Annotated in this window: 11 protein-coding genes; 6 read left to right on the top strand and 5 right to left on the bottom strand. The window is 43.7% G+C overall.

Annotated elements, in window-relative coordinates; all coding sequences use genetic code 11:
• The first annotated feature begins 57 nt into the window (after positions 1 to 57).
• Entirely contained in the window at positions 58 to 531 is a 474-nt protein-coding gene (ruvC, locus tag H7R39_RS05270; RefSeq protein ID WP_185898261.1) for a crossover junction endodeoxyribonuclease RuvC, read from the top strand.
• A 57-nt stretch (positions 532 to 588) separates the two neighbouring features.
• Here ruvC and H7R39_RS05265 read toward each other — a convergent pair whose 3' ends face one another.
• The 5 genes from H7R39_RS05265 to H7R39_RS05245 all read right to left on the bottom strand — a co-directional run bounded on the left by H7R39_RS05265 (position 589) and on the right by H7R39_RS05245 (position 6,912).
• On the bottom strand, positions 589 to 1,605 hold the full coding sequence (locus H7R39_RS05265) for a DUF6892 domain-containing protein (protein WP_185898260.1): 1,017 nt from the start codon (positions 1,603 to 1,605) through the stop codon (positions 589 to 591).
• 95 nt (positions 1,606 to 1,700) lie between these two features.
• Positions 1,701 to 2,321 carry an FAD-dependent thymidylate synthase gene (thyX, locus tag H7R39_RS05260; RefSeq protein ID WP_185898259.1) on the bottom strand — a complete coding sequence of 207 codons (621 nt, stop codon included), beginning with the start codon at positions 2,319 to 2,321 and terminating at the stop codon, positions 1,701 to 1,703.
• A gap of 89 nt (positions 2,322 to 2,410) precedes the next feature.
• Positions 2,411 to 4,762, bottom strand: coding sequence for a flagellar hook protein FlgE (flgE, locus tag H7R39_RS05255; protein ID WP_185898258.1), 2,352 nt, complete (start codon positions 4,760 to 4,762; stop codon positions 2,411 to 2,413).
• A 329-nt stretch (positions 4,763 to 5,091) separates the two neighbouring features.
• On the bottom strand, positions 5,092 to 6,432 hold the full coding sequence (locus H7R39_RS05250; RefSeq protein WP_185898257.1) for a Na+/H+ antiporter family protein: 1,341 nt from the start codon (positions 6,430 to 6,432) through the stop codon (positions 5,092 to 5,094).
• A gap of 84 nt (positions 6,433 to 6,516) precedes the next feature.
• On the bottom strand, positions 6,517 to 6,912 hold the full coding sequence (locus H7R39_RS05245) for a hypothetical protein (protein WP_185898256.1): 396 nt from the start codon (positions 6,910 to 6,912) through the stop codon (positions 6,517 to 6,519).
• 112 nt (positions 6,913 to 7,024) lie between these two features.
• On the opposite strand from H7R39_RS05245, the gene H7R39_RS05240 reads away from it, so the two are divergent.
• The 5 genes from H7R39_RS05240 to H7R39_RS05220 all read left to right on the top strand — a co-directional run bounded on the left by H7R39_RS05240 (position 7,025) and on the right by H7R39_RS05220 (position 15,601).
• A complete protein-coding gene (locus H7R39_RS05240; RefSeq protein ID WP_185898255.1) occupies positions 7,025 to 7,843 on the top strand; it encodes a CsgG/HfaB family protein in 819 nt (272 codons plus the stop codon).
• Positions 7,844 to 8,075: 232 nt separating this feature from the next.
• Complete coding sequence (ilvD, locus tag H7R39_RS05235) at positions 8,076 to 9,749, top strand: dihydroxy-acid dehydratase (RefSeq protein ID WP_185898254.1); 1,674 nt, start codon at positions 8,076 to 8,078, stop codon at positions 9,747 to 9,749.
• 140 nt (positions 9,750 to 9,889) lie between these two features.
• Positions 9,890 to 11,491 carry a glycosyltransferase family 2 protein gene (locus tag H7R39_RS05230; RefSeq protein ID WP_185898253.1) on the top strand — a complete coding sequence of 534 codons (1,602 nt, stop codon included), beginning with the start codon at positions 9,890 to 9,892 and terminating at the stop codon, positions 11,489 to 11,491.
• Entirely contained in the window at positions 11,467 to 14,673 is a 3,207-nt protein-coding gene (locus tag H7R39_RS05225; RefSeq protein WP_185898252.1) for a radical SAM protein, read from the top strand. Before H7R39_RS05230 ends, H7R39_RS05225 begins: the two co-directional genes overlap by 25 nt.
• Entirely contained in the window at positions 14,666 to 15,601 is a 936-nt protein-coding gene (locus tag H7R39_RS05220; protein ID WP_185898251.1) for a UDP-glucuronic acid decarboxylase family protein, read from the top strand. The genes H7R39_RS05225 and H7R39_RS05220 overlap by 8 nt, the downstream gene beginning before the upstream one ends.
• The last annotated feature ends 83 nt before the right edge of the window (positions 15,602 to 15,684 follow it).

The following is a 15,684-nucleotide window of genomic DNA, read 5'->3' as shown; positions in this document are numbered from 1 at the left end:
TTGAAATTCGTTTTTCACACCGTGAAAAAAGCGTGAAAAACTGTTGAAAAGGACGAGATGAAAATTTTAGGAATCGATCCGGGATCGCGAAATTGCGGCTATGCGATCATCGAAAAGACGCCCGTGAAAACTGTTTTGATCGAGGCGGGACTAATCAAAATAAAACCGAATTCTTTGCAGTATCAAATCACCGAACTTTGCGAAGGACTTGACCTGATTTTTAAAAATCATAAATTTGACGAGGTGGCGATCGAGGACATATTTTTTGCTTATAATCCAAAAACGGTTTTGAAGCTTGCGCAGTTTCGAGGGGCGCTGAGTCTTAAAATTTTGCAGCTTCACGGCGATTTTGCCGAGTATACGCCGCTTCAGGTCAAAAAAACCGTCACTGGCAAAGCCAAGGCCGATAAAGAGCAGGTGGCCTTTATGGTTAAGAAAATTCTGGGTATAACAAAGGAGATCAAGCCGCTTGACATCACCGATGCCATCGCTATCGCGCTAACACATGCGAATAATCTACGTTTAAAATAAGCTCAAATTTTGCTATTTTTAGCGCAAAATTTGATGGCTTAAATTTTATTTTCGCGCTTAGTCAACTACCGTAATCCCCGCATCTGCTAATTTTTTTCGTGCCTTTTTTGATATGCCGATGCCGGTTGTCTCGATTTTTTTAAGATTTTTGAATTGTGCAAGCTCGGCAGCGTCAATGTTTTTGATATCGAAAAGCTCATCCTCGCCGTCCCAATCAGGCGCGATTTGCAGGTAAATTTCGTTTCCGCCGTCAAGATAGAGCTCGCTCACCTGCTCCGCCAAATTTACGGGGATTGGGTAATCCTTAAACCACTTTTTGGCTTGCGGCAGGGCGCCAAAATCCGCGTACGGATCAATGCCACGCTCCTCGCAGTACTCAAACACATCAAATTTGGGCTCCAGCAGTGCTTTTTCATACATCAGCTCGTTCATCACGGCGATTTTAAAATTGAAATTTTTAAACGCTAGCTTCTCGCCCGCCGCGTGCGGAAGCTTAAATTTATCGCTCGGCTTGCGTTTTAGCTTTTTCTCTTTTTGATTGATGCAGACGCGCCCTATCGGCATTTTCGCAGCTTGCACGATGTCTGCGATCTCGTCGGTGTCGCGCTTAGCAAAGCGCTCGGCGAAGTCCATCGCGCCTATGCGCTCCTGCACGACCTCGGCTAGAGCTAGCGAGACTTCGAATTTGCCCAGGCTAAGCTCCAAAAATATATATGCGCCGCGCAGCTCCTGCTCCGGCACGGCCTCAAGAGGCGGTCTGCCATCTATAGTAAATGCGCCGCCGTAGAGCTTGCGCGGAACCTCGTGCTGCACGCCCTTTGCGACCTCAAGCATCAAAATCATCTCGGTAAGCTTCGGCTCTGCGAACTCGCCTGCGCGCACAAAGGCAAAAATCCCCGCCTCATCCCAAAAATAGCGACTTTTGCCCTCTCCGTCATCTATCACACGCGGCTGACCCAAGGCTTCGTTAAGCTTAGCCAGATCAAACTCACAGTTTACGCCGCCGATGAAAATGCCGTCCGAGCGTACGTCGACGTCAAATTTTTGCTTTTTAAAAATGTCAAACAGCCCCATTTTACCGCTCCTGATTTTGCCTTAAATTTTCCAAAAACACGTAAAATTTACACGCGGCATTTGCTTGCAGCTTGTAGGTAGCACAAAGCGCTCTATTATTCCTGATTTACGTGATCCTCGAATATAAATTTATGCTCCTGCGGCAGCGACTCGTAAAGCTTTAACGAGAGATTTCTGATCTCCCAAAGCGCCGATTTTGAGCTGCGAAGCGAGAGGAAATTTTGTAAGCTGCGCGCGTTTACGCTCCACGTGAGTTCGGTTTTGTAGCACTCGGGTAAGCAGTATTTGACGATGTCGAGGCTTTTTGTGGTGTTTGCGAGGATTTCGCGCAGGTTTTCTAGCGCTTTGATGCTTGCGTTATCGACCGTTTCGTCGCCTGTTAATACTATAAATCTCGTCGCTCGCTCAAAGTCGCCAAGCTCAAATTTAGCCTCTTTTTTTAACTCTTTTAGCGTGTATCGCGTTGATTTGACGCTGAGGCTCGCTACGCGGTGACGGGCTAGCTCTTGCAGCAGGGCGCGCGAGATGCCTTGGATGTAGAAGTTGTAGGAGAGGTGCTCTAGTGTGCTGGCGTGTTTAAATTTATTGCCGACGCGTTCGATGAGCTCGACGTCTTTTTCGCCGCCGTTATCGCTCTTTTCGAAGCTTTGCCAGCACGTGCGGATAGCGTGCGAGCAGATGTTTAGCGGGGTGTAATTTAGAAGCGTTACTTGCATTTTTGACTCTTTTAGCTAAATTTAGCGGTAAATTTAGCTAAAAATGAATAAAAAGGGCTTTAGACGAAACTAAAGCCCGAAGAAATAAATTATTTTAGTTGAAGCAGCGTGTTTAGCATTTCGTCGCTAGTCGTGATCGTCTTTGAGTTGGCTTGGAAGCCGCGCTGTACGACGATGAGCTGAGTTAGCGAGCGAGATAGATCTACGTTACTCATCTCAAGGCTAGAGGCCGAGATCTTACCGCGTCCAGCCGTCTGTGCCGCGCCGATGATCGGATCGCCGGAGTTTGCCGTGCGGGAGAAAAGATTTCCGCCCTCGCTAGCCAATCCCTCGTTGTTGGCAAATTTAGCCACGCCTACTTGCGCTAGTCCTAGGCTTCGGCCGTTCGTAAACGAGCCGACTAGAGTTCCGCTTTGATCTATCCTGATGCCGTTTAGCTCGCCGCTAGCGTAGCCGTCCTGGCTGATGTCGGCGGTGCTCGAGTCGTTATCGGTGCTGGCTAGACCGTCCATCTGAGCCGTAGTTCCTAGTTTTAGCTCGATATGTTGGCCGTCGGCCGAGCCGTTTTGTGCGCCGAAGGTTATGCTAGCCGGGCTATAGGTTGCTAGCGAGCCGTCCGGGTTAAATCTCACGTAGCCCGTTATCACGTTTGCAGGCTCGCCGTTTTGATTGATGCGGTTTGGTTCGGCTACTTGGATAACCATCGTCCACTCGGTTCCGCCGTTTGGCGTGTAGCCGCGTTTTACGAAGTCCATTTTGATGTTGTGTTTCGTGCCCAAGCTATCGAAAAGATCGGTGCTAGAGCTGTGAGCGGCCATGTTTAGGCTATCTGTTACCCTTGCGGCGTTACCCGGGCTTATAGAGCCTGAAAGCGGCGCCATAGATGCCGTAAATTTGACGTTTTCGGTTATGTTGTTTGCAGCATTACTAAGACCCGTGATTGTTAAATTCATATTGTGGTCGTTAACGTCGGTGTTTGTGTTAGCTGTGCCTGCATTGCCGGTAGTATCGTCTGTATCGTCGCCGTCGTCTGAGTTAAATGCGTCGCCAGAAGGGTTTTTGATCTGAAACTGTCCGTGCTCGTTTACGGTTACCTCTACGCCGTCGTTTTTGTTATCGTTTAAAGCACCCGTAAAAGTTCCTTGATTAGGAGTTATGTTAGGAGGCGTTCCGGCATTTCCTACGACTGTTCCGGTGTAGTTCGTCCATAGTCTCGCGTCTCTTTGCATAGCTTCGCGAAGGTCTTCGGTAGTCGTTACCTCTCTAGCCATAGAGTCGTTATAGGTATGAGTGGTATTGACTTGCGTTTTGTTGTAGGTATATTGATACGCCGTGATGATATTAGTCGTTACGAAGTCATTTCCTATGTTATTTGCGCCGTTTACGGTCATCTTTATATTTTTAGTGTTGACGGTCGTGCCTAAATTATTTCTATTCGTTAAAACGAGCTGATTACCGTTTATAACGCTTGCTTCTACGCCGGTTTTAGTATATTTTTCGTTTATAGCCGATGCTAGTTCGCTGACGCTAGTTACGCTAGCGACTATTTTTTCGCCGTTTAGCGTGATATCAAGCTGCTTTGTAGCGCCAAATCTTCCGTCCGGCTGAGCGCCTACGTTTAGAGCCTTGGTTTTGGCATCTGCATAGCTGGCCCAGATACCTTGACCGGTGCGGAGATTATACGCGTCGCCGTTGTTGTTAAATAGCACTCCAAGATCTGCGCCGCGCTCCGTCATCTTTTGTTCGCCGTTTTTGTTCACGTAAAATCTATTTTCGCCGACGTTATTTTCCTCGTGCTTTTCGGCGTCTACTTTGATGCCGTCTTTGCCCGTATCGGCCCAGTTGTGGTATTGATCGAGTTGATAGATAGGGATCTTTTTAGCGCCTACGTCATTACCGCTATCTAAGTTTCCTTTTAACGTAATATTTGTCGTGGCGCGAGCCGGGACGGTTAGGCCTGCAGGGATATTTATGTCGCTGATAGGTCTAGTTGGATCTATCTCTCCGGTTTCTTCGTCTCTCATCCATCCTTGTACGATGTTTCCGCCGTTATCGACGAAATTTCCTACGCTATCTCTTGAAAAGTCGCCATTTCTGGTGTAGTAGGTAGTCTTGCCGCCATCCGGGCTAACCATGAAAAATCCGTCGCCTTGAAGCGCGATGTCGGTTTGTTTGTCGGTAGTTTGCAAAGAGCCTTGCTTAAAAATTTTAGTCGTCGAATTTACCTGCGTGCCAAGGCCGACTTGCATGCTATTTACGCCGCCGTGGCGATTTTGCGGGCCGGTAGCGATGCGTGAAGTTTGGTAGATAAGGTCGTCGAAATTTGCGCGGCTGTATTTAAATCCGACTGTGTTGACGTTGGCGATGTTGTTGCCCTCGACGTCCATAGCGATCTGGTGGGCTTGAAGTCCGGTAACGCCCGACCAAAGTGATCTCATCATAGCTTTATCCTTTTTGAAAAGTAAATTTTGAGATCACTTAAGCAAAAGATGTTCCAAATTTTAAATTTGGTTTAGTATTTGTGAAGGTAGTAGCGAAAAAGAGTATATGAGCAAAGATTAATGGTTTTTAGAAATTTTAAGATGAGGGTCTCGGCAACTCAAATTTATAAAATTTGACTTCAAATTTGAACGCAAAAAGGCAAGGCGCCGTATTTCTCCTTTTTAGACGAGGCGGAAATGAGCCGAGCGAGGACGCATACAAGCAGTATGTAACCGAGCTTCGGCGAAATTTCTAACGAAGTATAAAGGAGAAAGACAAGCCACCAAATTTACAAAATCATCGCGCCTATAACGCCGCCGATTAACAGCGGTATATTAAAGAATATAAACGTCGGCACGCACGTATCGTAAATATGATTGTGCTGTCCGTCGGCATTTAGACCGCTCGTAGGCCCTAGCGTGCTATCGCTAGCGGGACTGCCCGCATCGCCCAAGGCCGCCGCGATACCAACTAGCAAGATAATAGCCGCCGGAGAAAAACCCAGCGATAGCGAAAACGGCACGTAGATCGCCGCAATGATCGGTATCGTACCAAAGCTCGTGCCGATACCCATGGTAACTAGCAAACCGATAGCTAGCATAAGTATCGCGCCGCCCATTTTGCCGCCGGCGACCGCGCTAGCAAAGCTCACTAGCTGCTCGATACCGCCGCTCTCGCGCAAAACCGAGCCAAAGCCTGCCGCAACGAGCATGATAAATGCGATAAAACCCATCATCGCTAGGCCGCTGTCCATGATTTTGTCGATTTTACGGTACTCGATACCGCCGAAAACCACCATAACTAGCAGTCCTAAAAGCGCGCCAAGCGGCATACTTTCGGTATAAATTTGCACTCCAAACGCCGCTACCGCGCCGCCTAGCACCGCCCACTCTTTTTTCGTCATTTTTAGGTCTGCGGCCATCTGCGCCTCTTGCTCCTCGCTTGTTTCAAATTTAGTGTGCGCGTAGTCGCGTTTTTTGCGGTAAAAGACGAAAACCGCTAAAAGCAATCCAACTAGCATAGAAAGGCCGCCGATCCACATCACGCTTGAGATCTCGCTCATCTGCACCTCTACGCCGTTGTTTGCGAGCTCTTTTTTGATGATACCGTGAAAGATAAGTCCAAAGCCCACACTAAGGCTCACGTACGGCGCCTTTAGTCCAAAAGTAAGAGCGCACGCAACGGCTCGGCGGTCGATGCCTAGACGGTTCATCAGCGGCAAAAGCGGCGGGATGAGAATCGGGATGAAAGCTATGTGAACCGGGATCAAATTTTGCGAAAAGCACGCGATAGAAGCGATTATCAGAGCAAAATAGGTGCTGGTTTTTGCTAGAGCCTTGCTAACGGCGTTTATGAGGATCGCGGTTAGATTCGTGTTGGCTATCGCAGCTGCGAGCGCGCCGAGCAGTATGTAGCTGAGCGAGGTTTCTAGGTTGCCCTTCATGCCGGTTATCAGCGTAGAGGTGGTGGCCGTTAATGCGCCAAAAAAGGCTCCTACGCCGGCAAATCCGCCGTGATAGATGAGTCCCGCGACTAGGGAGGAGACGAGGATGGAAAGCAGGATGTTAAATCGCAGCAAACAAAGCGCGGTCATCACGAGGATACTGATCACGACGGGGTTGGTTAGCATTATTTTCCTTTTTGTAAATCAAATTCGTAAATCAAATTTCGCCGCCGGCCAAATTTGACGACTAGCGGCGAACGGGCGTCAAATTTATTTAACGCGGATGCCTATTTGCGGGCGAGGCGAATAGTAATAATCATCTCGTCTGTCGCGGTATCCGTCATCGTATCCGTCGTCGTAGCCTCTCTCGTAGCTTCGGTCGTCGGATTTATTTGAGCCGCCTTTTTTTATGTTGTTGTTTTTGATGTATTGATCTACTAGTTTGTCGCGGTAGTCTCTGCCTCGGTCGCTTTGTTTGTAGCGGCCGTAGGGAGGGTCCATATATATTATTACATCGTCGTCGTATCTATCTCGGTGGCGGCGTTTTTTGTATTTGTAGCTGTTATCCGGGATTACTATTAAAGATTCGTTTGAATAATTGTCGTAAGCATTTGCAAAATTTAAACAAAGCGCTGAAAAAATAGCGATTAAAACAAGTTTTTTCATGTCAAATCCTTTCTGGTTATTTCTAAATCATTTTATAACATCAAATTTAAAATAAAGTAAATTTTTAGCGCAAATATATTACAATTTTGTAAATTTCCCCAAGGAGTTATTAATGAAAAAATCGCTTTTTAGCGCATCGAAGATCGCGGTTTTGGCTTTGCCTTTTCTTTTGACGGGTTGCATGTCGTCTATGAGTATGGGTTCGCCAGGTGCTAAGACTGCAGCTACGGGCGCGGCTGCGGGCTCAAACGTCCAAAATGCAAATCCCGGACTAACCAGATGCACCGAGTCTATGGGTACGCTTACGATTTACGAGGACAGAAACAGCGACTGGTACTCCGTCGTAACTAAACAGTACAAGCTAACATCCACCGTTCCGGTTCTTAGACTCCTAGCTCAGCAGTCAAACTGCTTCGTCGTCGTCGAGCGTAGCAAGGCATTTAACCAAATGCTAGAAGAGCGCGCATTGATGGAATCGGGCGAGCTTAGAAAGAACTCGAATTTCAAAAAAGGTCAGATGGTCGCTGCGGACTACACCTTAACTCCTACGATAACTTTTAGCGAGAGCAACACTAGCGGCCTAGGCGGCGTCGTGGGCGCGCTATTTGGTTCGGTCGCGGGTTCGGTCGCGGGTAGTTTTAGCACGAGCGACGTGAGCACTATGCTAACCCTCATCGAAAACCGCTCCGGCGTACAACTAGCGGCAGCCGAGGGAAGCGCTAGAAATATGGACTTTGCGGGTCTTGGAAGCCTGTTTGGCAGCAAAGCCGGCGGATCGCTAGGAGCCTACGCCAACACTCCTGAGGGTAAAGTCATCGTCGCGGCCTTCACCGACTCGATGAATAACCTAATCGACGCTGTCAGAAACTACAAAATGCAAACCGTAAAAGGCGGTCTTGGCGCGGGCGGCGCGATGAAAGTAGCGGATTGATTTTATCTTCGCTAGGCTAGAGCGGCTAAAATCGCTCTAGCTTTTATAAGCGCGAGGCAAGCTCCGCTTTGCGCTTAAATTTGAGCTTTCTGGCTCAAATTTTCTCACGATAAAACGTAAATTTTAGATATTGTACATATAATTGCCGTGTCGTGCACACCCTTTCAAATTTTTATACTTATGTAATTAAATAATTGATAAAATCGACTAAATTCCACTAAAAGGATCAAATTTGAGAAGCGACATCATCAAAAAAGGCTATACGCGCGCGCCGCACAGAAGCTTGCTAAGAGCGACCGGGCTAAAGGACGAGGACTTTGAAAAGCCCTTCATCGGCGTGGCAAATAGCTTCATAGAGATCATACCGGGGCATTTTTTCCTCAACAAATACTCCGAAATTTTAAAAGACGAGATCCGCAAAAACGGCTGCGTGCCGTTTGAGTTTAACTGTATCGGCGTGGATGACGGCATCGCGATGGGGCATAGCGGGATGCTTTATAGCCTGCCTAGCCGCGAGCTGATCGCAAACTCGATCGAAACGGTGATGAATGCACACGCCCTAGACGCTCTCGTGTGCATGCCAAACTGCGATAAAATCGTGCCCGGCATGGTGATGGGCGCGCTTCGCGTGAACGTGCCGACGGTTTTCATAAGCGGCGGCCCGATGAAAAAGGGCTACACCAAAAAAGGCGAGCCGATCGACCTTGCGACTGCGTTTGAGGCGGTGGGTAAATTTGAAACCAAAGAGATCAGCGCCGAGGAGCTAAAAGAGATCGAGTGCGCCGCCTGTCCGAGCGGAGGCAGCTGCTCGGGGATGTTTACGGCAAACTCGATGAATACGCTGTGCGAAGCGATGGGTATCGCGCTAAAAGGCAACGGCACGGTGCCCGCGCTTACGCCTGAGCGTGAGGAGCTTATCCGCGAGGCGGGACGCCGAATTTGCGAGATAGCGCTCGATGAAAAATACAAAATCCGAAATATCGTGAATGAAAAATCGATCCAAAACGCCCTAGTAGTCGATATGGCGATGGGCGGCAGCAGCAACACCGTGCTGCACATCCTAGCTATCGCGCGCGAAGCTGGGGTAAATTTACAGATCGCGGGACTTAACGAGATCAGCCGAAAGATCGCTCACATCGCCAAAATCAGCCCTAGCCTGCCAAACGTGCATATGGAGGACATCGACCGTGCGGGCGGACTAAGCGCCGTGATAAATGAAATTTCGCGCCGCGACAACGGACTGCTGGGTCTAGACGCGCTAACGGTAAGCGGCGAAAGCCTAGGCGAGCGCGTCGGAGCTAGCGCCATAAAAGACGAATCGGTTATCCGTAAGATCGAAAACGCCTACTCGCAAGTCGGCGGGCTGGCGATTTTGTTTGGAAATTTAGCCGAGCAGGGCTGCGTCATCAAGACCGCGGGCATCATCGGCGAGCGTAAATTTAGCGGCAAGGCGGTCTGCTTTAACAGCCAAGACGAGGCGATAGAGGGCATCTCAAGCGGCAAGGTAAATAAAGGCGACGTGGTCGTTATCCGCTACGAAGGGCCGCGCGGAGGCCCGGGTATGCAGGAGATGCTAAGCCCTACGAGCCTAATCATGGGGCGAGGTCTCGGCGCGGACGTGGCGCTGATCACGGACGGGCGTTTTAGCGGCGCTACGAGAGGACTTAGCGTCGGGCACGTGAGCCCCGAAGCTGCCGAGGGCGGTATGATCGGATTGCTAGAAGACGGCGACATCATCGACATCGACGTGGATACATATGCGATCAACGTGCGCCTAAACGAGGCCGAGATAGCCGACCGCAGAGCTAAATTTAAACCGATTGAAAAACCGCTGCCGTATCGCTGGCTACGAATGTATCGCAAGCTGGTAACGAACGCTAGCAACGGAGCGATTTTGGAGGCGTAAACCAATAGTATAGTCGAGATAGACAAACTTTTTTAAATAAAACAAGGCCTTATGTTCCTCTGATTACATAGGGCTTTTGTAATCTGTGAAAATTTAAATATGTCCTTAAAATAATTTTTATCAAGAGTACTACAATAAGAATGAAAAAGCCTAGAATCGGCGTGATAATAGCTTCATCTTCAAATAGAAATGTTTTACTTTTTTCACGCTCATTATATTCTGTTCTTAATCAAAACCGAAGCCCCGATCATATCCTTATCGTCGACGATAATCAAAATGAATCTGCAAGCAAAGACATAGAGCGGAGAATTTTAGAACTAAAAAATAACAAAATTCATTACATAAAAAACTCACGAACCCCGCATATGAGTGGAACGGGGGCTTGGAATTCCGGGATTAAATGGTATGAAAAAATTTTTACCGAAGATGATTATGTAGCTATTTTAGATGACGATGATAGCTGGTGTAAAGAATATATCAATAGTTGTTATGATGCGGTGACGTCATCGCTTAAAACGCCTGATGCCGTCTTTGGTTTTATAAAACGAAGCGATTGCGATATATGTAGTTTCTTTGGCGTAGAGGATATAAACATTAACAACTTTTTGAAAGGTAATCCCGGTATTCAGGGCAGTAATATGTTTTTTCGTTTCGGTGCTTTAAGAAGCATAGGCGGCTTTGACGAAACGCTTGCAAGCTGTACAGATAGGGACTTGATGATTCGTTTTTTGCAAAAGTATTTAAATAAAAATATAAAGATTGTCCCAATAGCACTTATTAATCACTTTGTTTCAAAAGATAGCGTTACGTCAAATTTTACTACTAAAACAGATGGTTTAAATAGCTTTCATATAAAATATATCAGGCTCTACTCTCAAGACTTGCTTGATCAAGCTTTACAAAGAGCCAAAAGACTTTTTGGTTATCAAGAGTCCGATAATATTAAAAAAATTTTTAATCTTGTTCACAAATATTCAAAAACGGAAAAGATAGTGATTGGAGTTGCAGTCCATAATAATAAAAATACTTTACGTCGCTGTTTGGAGTCGATTCTTGCGCAAAAGGACGCAAAACGCGATGTTTGGATTTTGATAATGGATGATAATTCCGGTGATGGTTGGAAAAACAGCGTTAGCGATATCCTTAGAAACGAAAAAGTAATAGTTGTAGGTACGAAAAATTATCACGCAGCCAAAACGAGAAATGATATAAATCGATATATAAAAACTCTTTTTGAAAATGTAGCATTTGTCGGTCGGTTAGATGCAGATGATGAATATGCTAGCCAAAATGTTCTTTCAAAGATAGAGCGTAAATTTGATGATATCAAGCCCGATGTTCTGGTGGCGGGAAACTACCTAAGGCTTGATGGAAAAATTATTGATCGAGTTAATATAGCAACGCCAAAGCTAGCCGATATGACATATCTTTTAAATCGTTTAAAGCGCATGAGTGATGGTATCGCCGAGGCGGAGCTTCCCTCTTGCAATCTTTTTATAACACCAAATAGTTTGCAAGACTATCCTGAAATTGCGAGCGCGGAAGATCATTTTTTGTTTGTACGGCTTTTACTCAATGATAAAAATTTAAAAATAGAATTTGCCGAGGATATTTTGCTTACGATTTATAATCTAAGCGGAACCAAAACAGCAGACAACAAGCAAACAGAAAAATACCTAAGTGCTAGGAAACAACTATATGAGGAAGCGTTACGGCTATGCAAAATGAAGCAAGAAAAATAAAAGCTAAAGATATCTTAGATGATATGGGGATAAAAGATATTCATTATCTCGGACAAGGCTTTGAAGGTGTGGTGTTTCATGATAACGCGCATGTGTATAAAGTAATCATGCCGTTTTTTAAGGGTAAGAATAAATGGAGTACTTATAGGCATCTAACCTTTTTCTTTGAAAAAGAAGACTTTAAGTCATTTTATCATCTTGAAGAGGTGATAGAATACCAAAATGTATTTATTCAAAAATACAAATACGAACCGTCTACTCCAGTGGATAAATTTACGCAAAAAGATATTATTTTATTTTTGACTGAGTGCTGGCAAAAAAAGATTATAGTACAGGATTGCAAAAAAGAGAATTTTATTCGAGTAGGCGAAAATTTAAAATTAGTCGATATGGACGCTAGCGTATATTATAGCGATAATCTATTTTTAAATGCATGCATTAGAATGTATCTATTTTTGCATGAGCAGGATAATCCGCAATTAAAAAAACTGCAAAGAAGCGCGGTTAATAACTTTGACCTACCCCAACTAGAGGGCGCGCGTGAATTTATAAACGAAGTATTTTCCAGTATAATATTTGCAGAGTCGAAAATAGCATTTCAAGATATGCTAATAAATAAATTTTCAAATTTAGAGTATGAAATTTATAATGCAAAAACGCTCCCGCATCTTGAGGACTTATTTTTTTCAAAAATAAAAGAAAATCTCTATCTTTGTGATATTCAAATTTCGGATATTATTTTAAACGAAAACAATGATTTTGAACCGCGACTAATCGCCATTGGTTATAAAAATTTAACTCCAATAAAAGAGAAAGTCTCTTTACTTATAAAAACATGCGCGCAAGATGTGCAGACGATAGAAGCAAATATTAAACACATCGTCAAGCAACTCTCTTGCCCAAACGGTTTTTATGAAGTCGTAGTTTCTATCGATACGAAACAGGGTGATTTTGCTAGGCAGTTTACAGACAATGCCGATTTTGAAAAACTTATAGATGTTGTGGAAAATTTGCGTCAAAAACGTATTATTGATAGATTTGTGATTTATGATACCGATGAAACAACTAGGATAAACAAAGAATGGTTTAATGTCGAGACTAGCCAAACGCATTCCGCGACAAATATCCCCATAAGCTCGCAGCTTTACGCTTTTGAGAAATGCGAAGGGGATTATGTTTTACAGATGGATAGTGATGTACTTATCGGTAGGATAGATATTAATCACTCATTTTTAACCGATATGATAAGCGAAATTCAAAAAAATAAAAGTGTCTTGTTTGTCGGTTTTAATATCTATAATCAAGAATCCAAGGCTTATTTTGGCTTTGAAAACGGCGGTTTTGTGCCAGAAGTTAGAATGGGGCTTTTTGATAAAAGGCGACTTTTTAGCGTTAGACCTCTGCCAAATACGATTGATGAAAATTTAAAATTACAACTTACTTGGTACCGTTCATTAGAAAAACTGCAAAAAGATACTGGATTTTGCTCTATAAGAGGCGGAGATAGACGCAGCTACTATATCCATCCACAAAATTACCGAAAAACAAACGCTTATAGTTGGATGAATATCTTGGATAGGGTAGAGCAGGGCTGTATACCAAATTTACAGTTTAGCGAGTTTGATTGCAATGGTTCGTTTTATGAGTGGTGTGCACCGAAGCGTAGTGAAAAGATGATAGTGCTCTCTTGTTTTAAGGATTTGTCTATCCATAAATTTTTACGCATGTGGTTTTCTTTGATTAGTCAAACATTTCAAGAATTCGGAGTTATTTTTTATGACGATTGCTCAAACTCCGGTATTTCAATATTTATTGAGCAAATCATTAAGCCATATAAAGATAGGGTAACTTTTATCAAAGGTCGCACCTTGCAAACAAAAATGCAGTGCGAATATCTAGCAATTCATTATTATTGCGATAACCCAGAATCGATCATAGTATGTGTTGATACTGATGATGCGCTAATAGGCAAAGAAGCTCTTTTTGATATTTATAAAAAGTACGATATGTGGGGCGTAGATATGACTTGCGGGCGTGTGCATCAAACATATAGACTTGGGCCACACTATCGTTATCCGGTAAATTTTATGGAACCTCGAAAAACCGGTGGTAATGTATGGCAACATCTAAAAACATTTAAAAAATATCTTTTTGACTCGGTTCCGCTTTCTTATTTTATGTACGAGGACAAAGAAGCAAAGTTAAGTAAGCGAAAATGGATAGAAAAGTGCGATGACTACGCCATGATGGTTCCTATAGTTGAAATGAGTTCATCGCCGTTGCAGATGGATTTTATTAACTACTATTACGAGCGTGATTATGATAAAAAAGATGCAAATAGAGAAATTAAAGAGCAGTCTATAAAAGAGATTCTTGAAAAACCGCAGCTATCGCCAAAAGATGTAGTTAAAGGGCGAAAAAAGTTTCTTTCTAATTTGGATATGATCGAAATCGATATAACATTCGAGTGCAATCTAAAATGCAAGGGGTGCAATAGATCTTGCGGACACGCACCCTCAGCCGAGGTCATGACGATCGATGATATAAGGCATTTTGTTAGCGAGAGCAAATTTTTAGATAAAAAATGGAAGCTTATTAATATTTTGGGTGGTGAGCCTACTTTGCATAAAGATTTTTTGTGTATTGTTGAAATTTTACAAATAGAGTATGCGGATAGTTTTTATTCTGATGTTATTATTCAGGTTGTTTCAAATGGCTTTACAAAACAAGCAAAAGAGCTTTGTAAACAAGCCGAGCTATTTAAAAACGTTAGGATCGATTATGGTTCGTTTAAAACTAAAAATTTGGTCGATTATTTTACTCCTTTTAACGATGCCCCAATCGACGATATAAATTTTAAAGATGCGGATTACTCTGCAGCTTGCTGGGTTGCTTCTTATTGTGGTATAGGTCTAAATAAAAACGGCTATTATGGTTGCTCTGTTTGTGGTAGTATTGATAGGGTTTTGGAAGGCAACAAGGGGGTAAAAAGTCTAAAAGAAGTAACAGCCGAAAAGCTACAAGAGCATTTTAAGGAGTTTTGTAAATACTGCGGGAATTTTAAAGATTACGCGTCAAACCGAGGCGACTTTATCCCAAGATGTGAAAAGGCGCCATTTAAAGAGAAAATTTCTAGCTCATGGAAACAAATATACGATAAATACAAGAGGCGTTATGAATAAAACTATTTTAGTTACCGGTGGGGCCGGCTTTATCGGGTCTCATTTATGCACAAGGTTTGTAAAAGAGCATCATAATGTGCTATGTCTTGATGACTTAAGTACTGGAGCGAGCGAGAATATAGCCCATCTAAAAAATTATCCAAATTTTACTCTTATAGAGCATGATATTACTAAGCCGTTTGATTATTTTATCGATGAAATTTATAATCTAGCTTGTCCGGCTTCGCCCGTAAAATATCAAGCAGATCCTGTGAAGACTATTGAAACTTGTGTGTTTGGCGCAACAAATTGTTTGCGTCTTGCAAAAAAATACGGAGCGAAGATATTGCAAGCCTCAACCAGTGAAGTATACGGCGACCCAAAGCAGCATCCGCAAAAAGAGGACTACTGGGGGAATGTAAATCCTATCGGTATTAGAGCTTGTTATGACGAGGGAAAAAGAGCTGCCGAGGCCTTGTGCAGTAGTTATAAGCAGCAATATTATGTCGACGTAAAAATTGCGCGTCTTTTTAACTGCTATGGTCCAAATATGGCTAAAAACGATGGACGAGTAATCAGTAATTTTATAGTGCAAGCTCTTAAAAATAGCGATATAACGATCTTTGGTGACGGGTCGCAAACGAGAAGCTTTTGTTATATTGACGATACGTTGGATGCGCTTGTGAAATTTATGAACACAGATATAATGGGCCCAGTAAATATCGGCAATCCAGAAGAATATAGCATAAAAGAGATAGCACATATAATTATATCTTTGACGAATTCAAAATCATCCATCATACACAAAGAGCTCCCGTCCGATGATCCCAAAAGAAGAAAGCCGAATATTACTCTCGCAAAAGAATTACTTGGTTGGACACCTAAAATAGGTATCAAAGACGGGCTGGAACGTACAATAGAATATTTTAAAAATTTAAACTTGTGTTAAATTTAGACCAAGCGGATTAGCTCTGCTCACATCAATATAATTAAATTTCAGCTGTCAAATATCACTTCAAATTTGAGCTTGCC

Origin of the sequence: Campylobacter massiliensis (genome assembly GCF_014253065.1) — a bacterium.
GTDB lineage: Bacteria > Campylobacterota > Campylobacteria > Campylobacterales > Campylobacteraceae > Campylobacter_A > Campylobacter_A massiliensis.
This window is presented reverse-complemented; position numbering and strand designations above follow the sequence as displayed.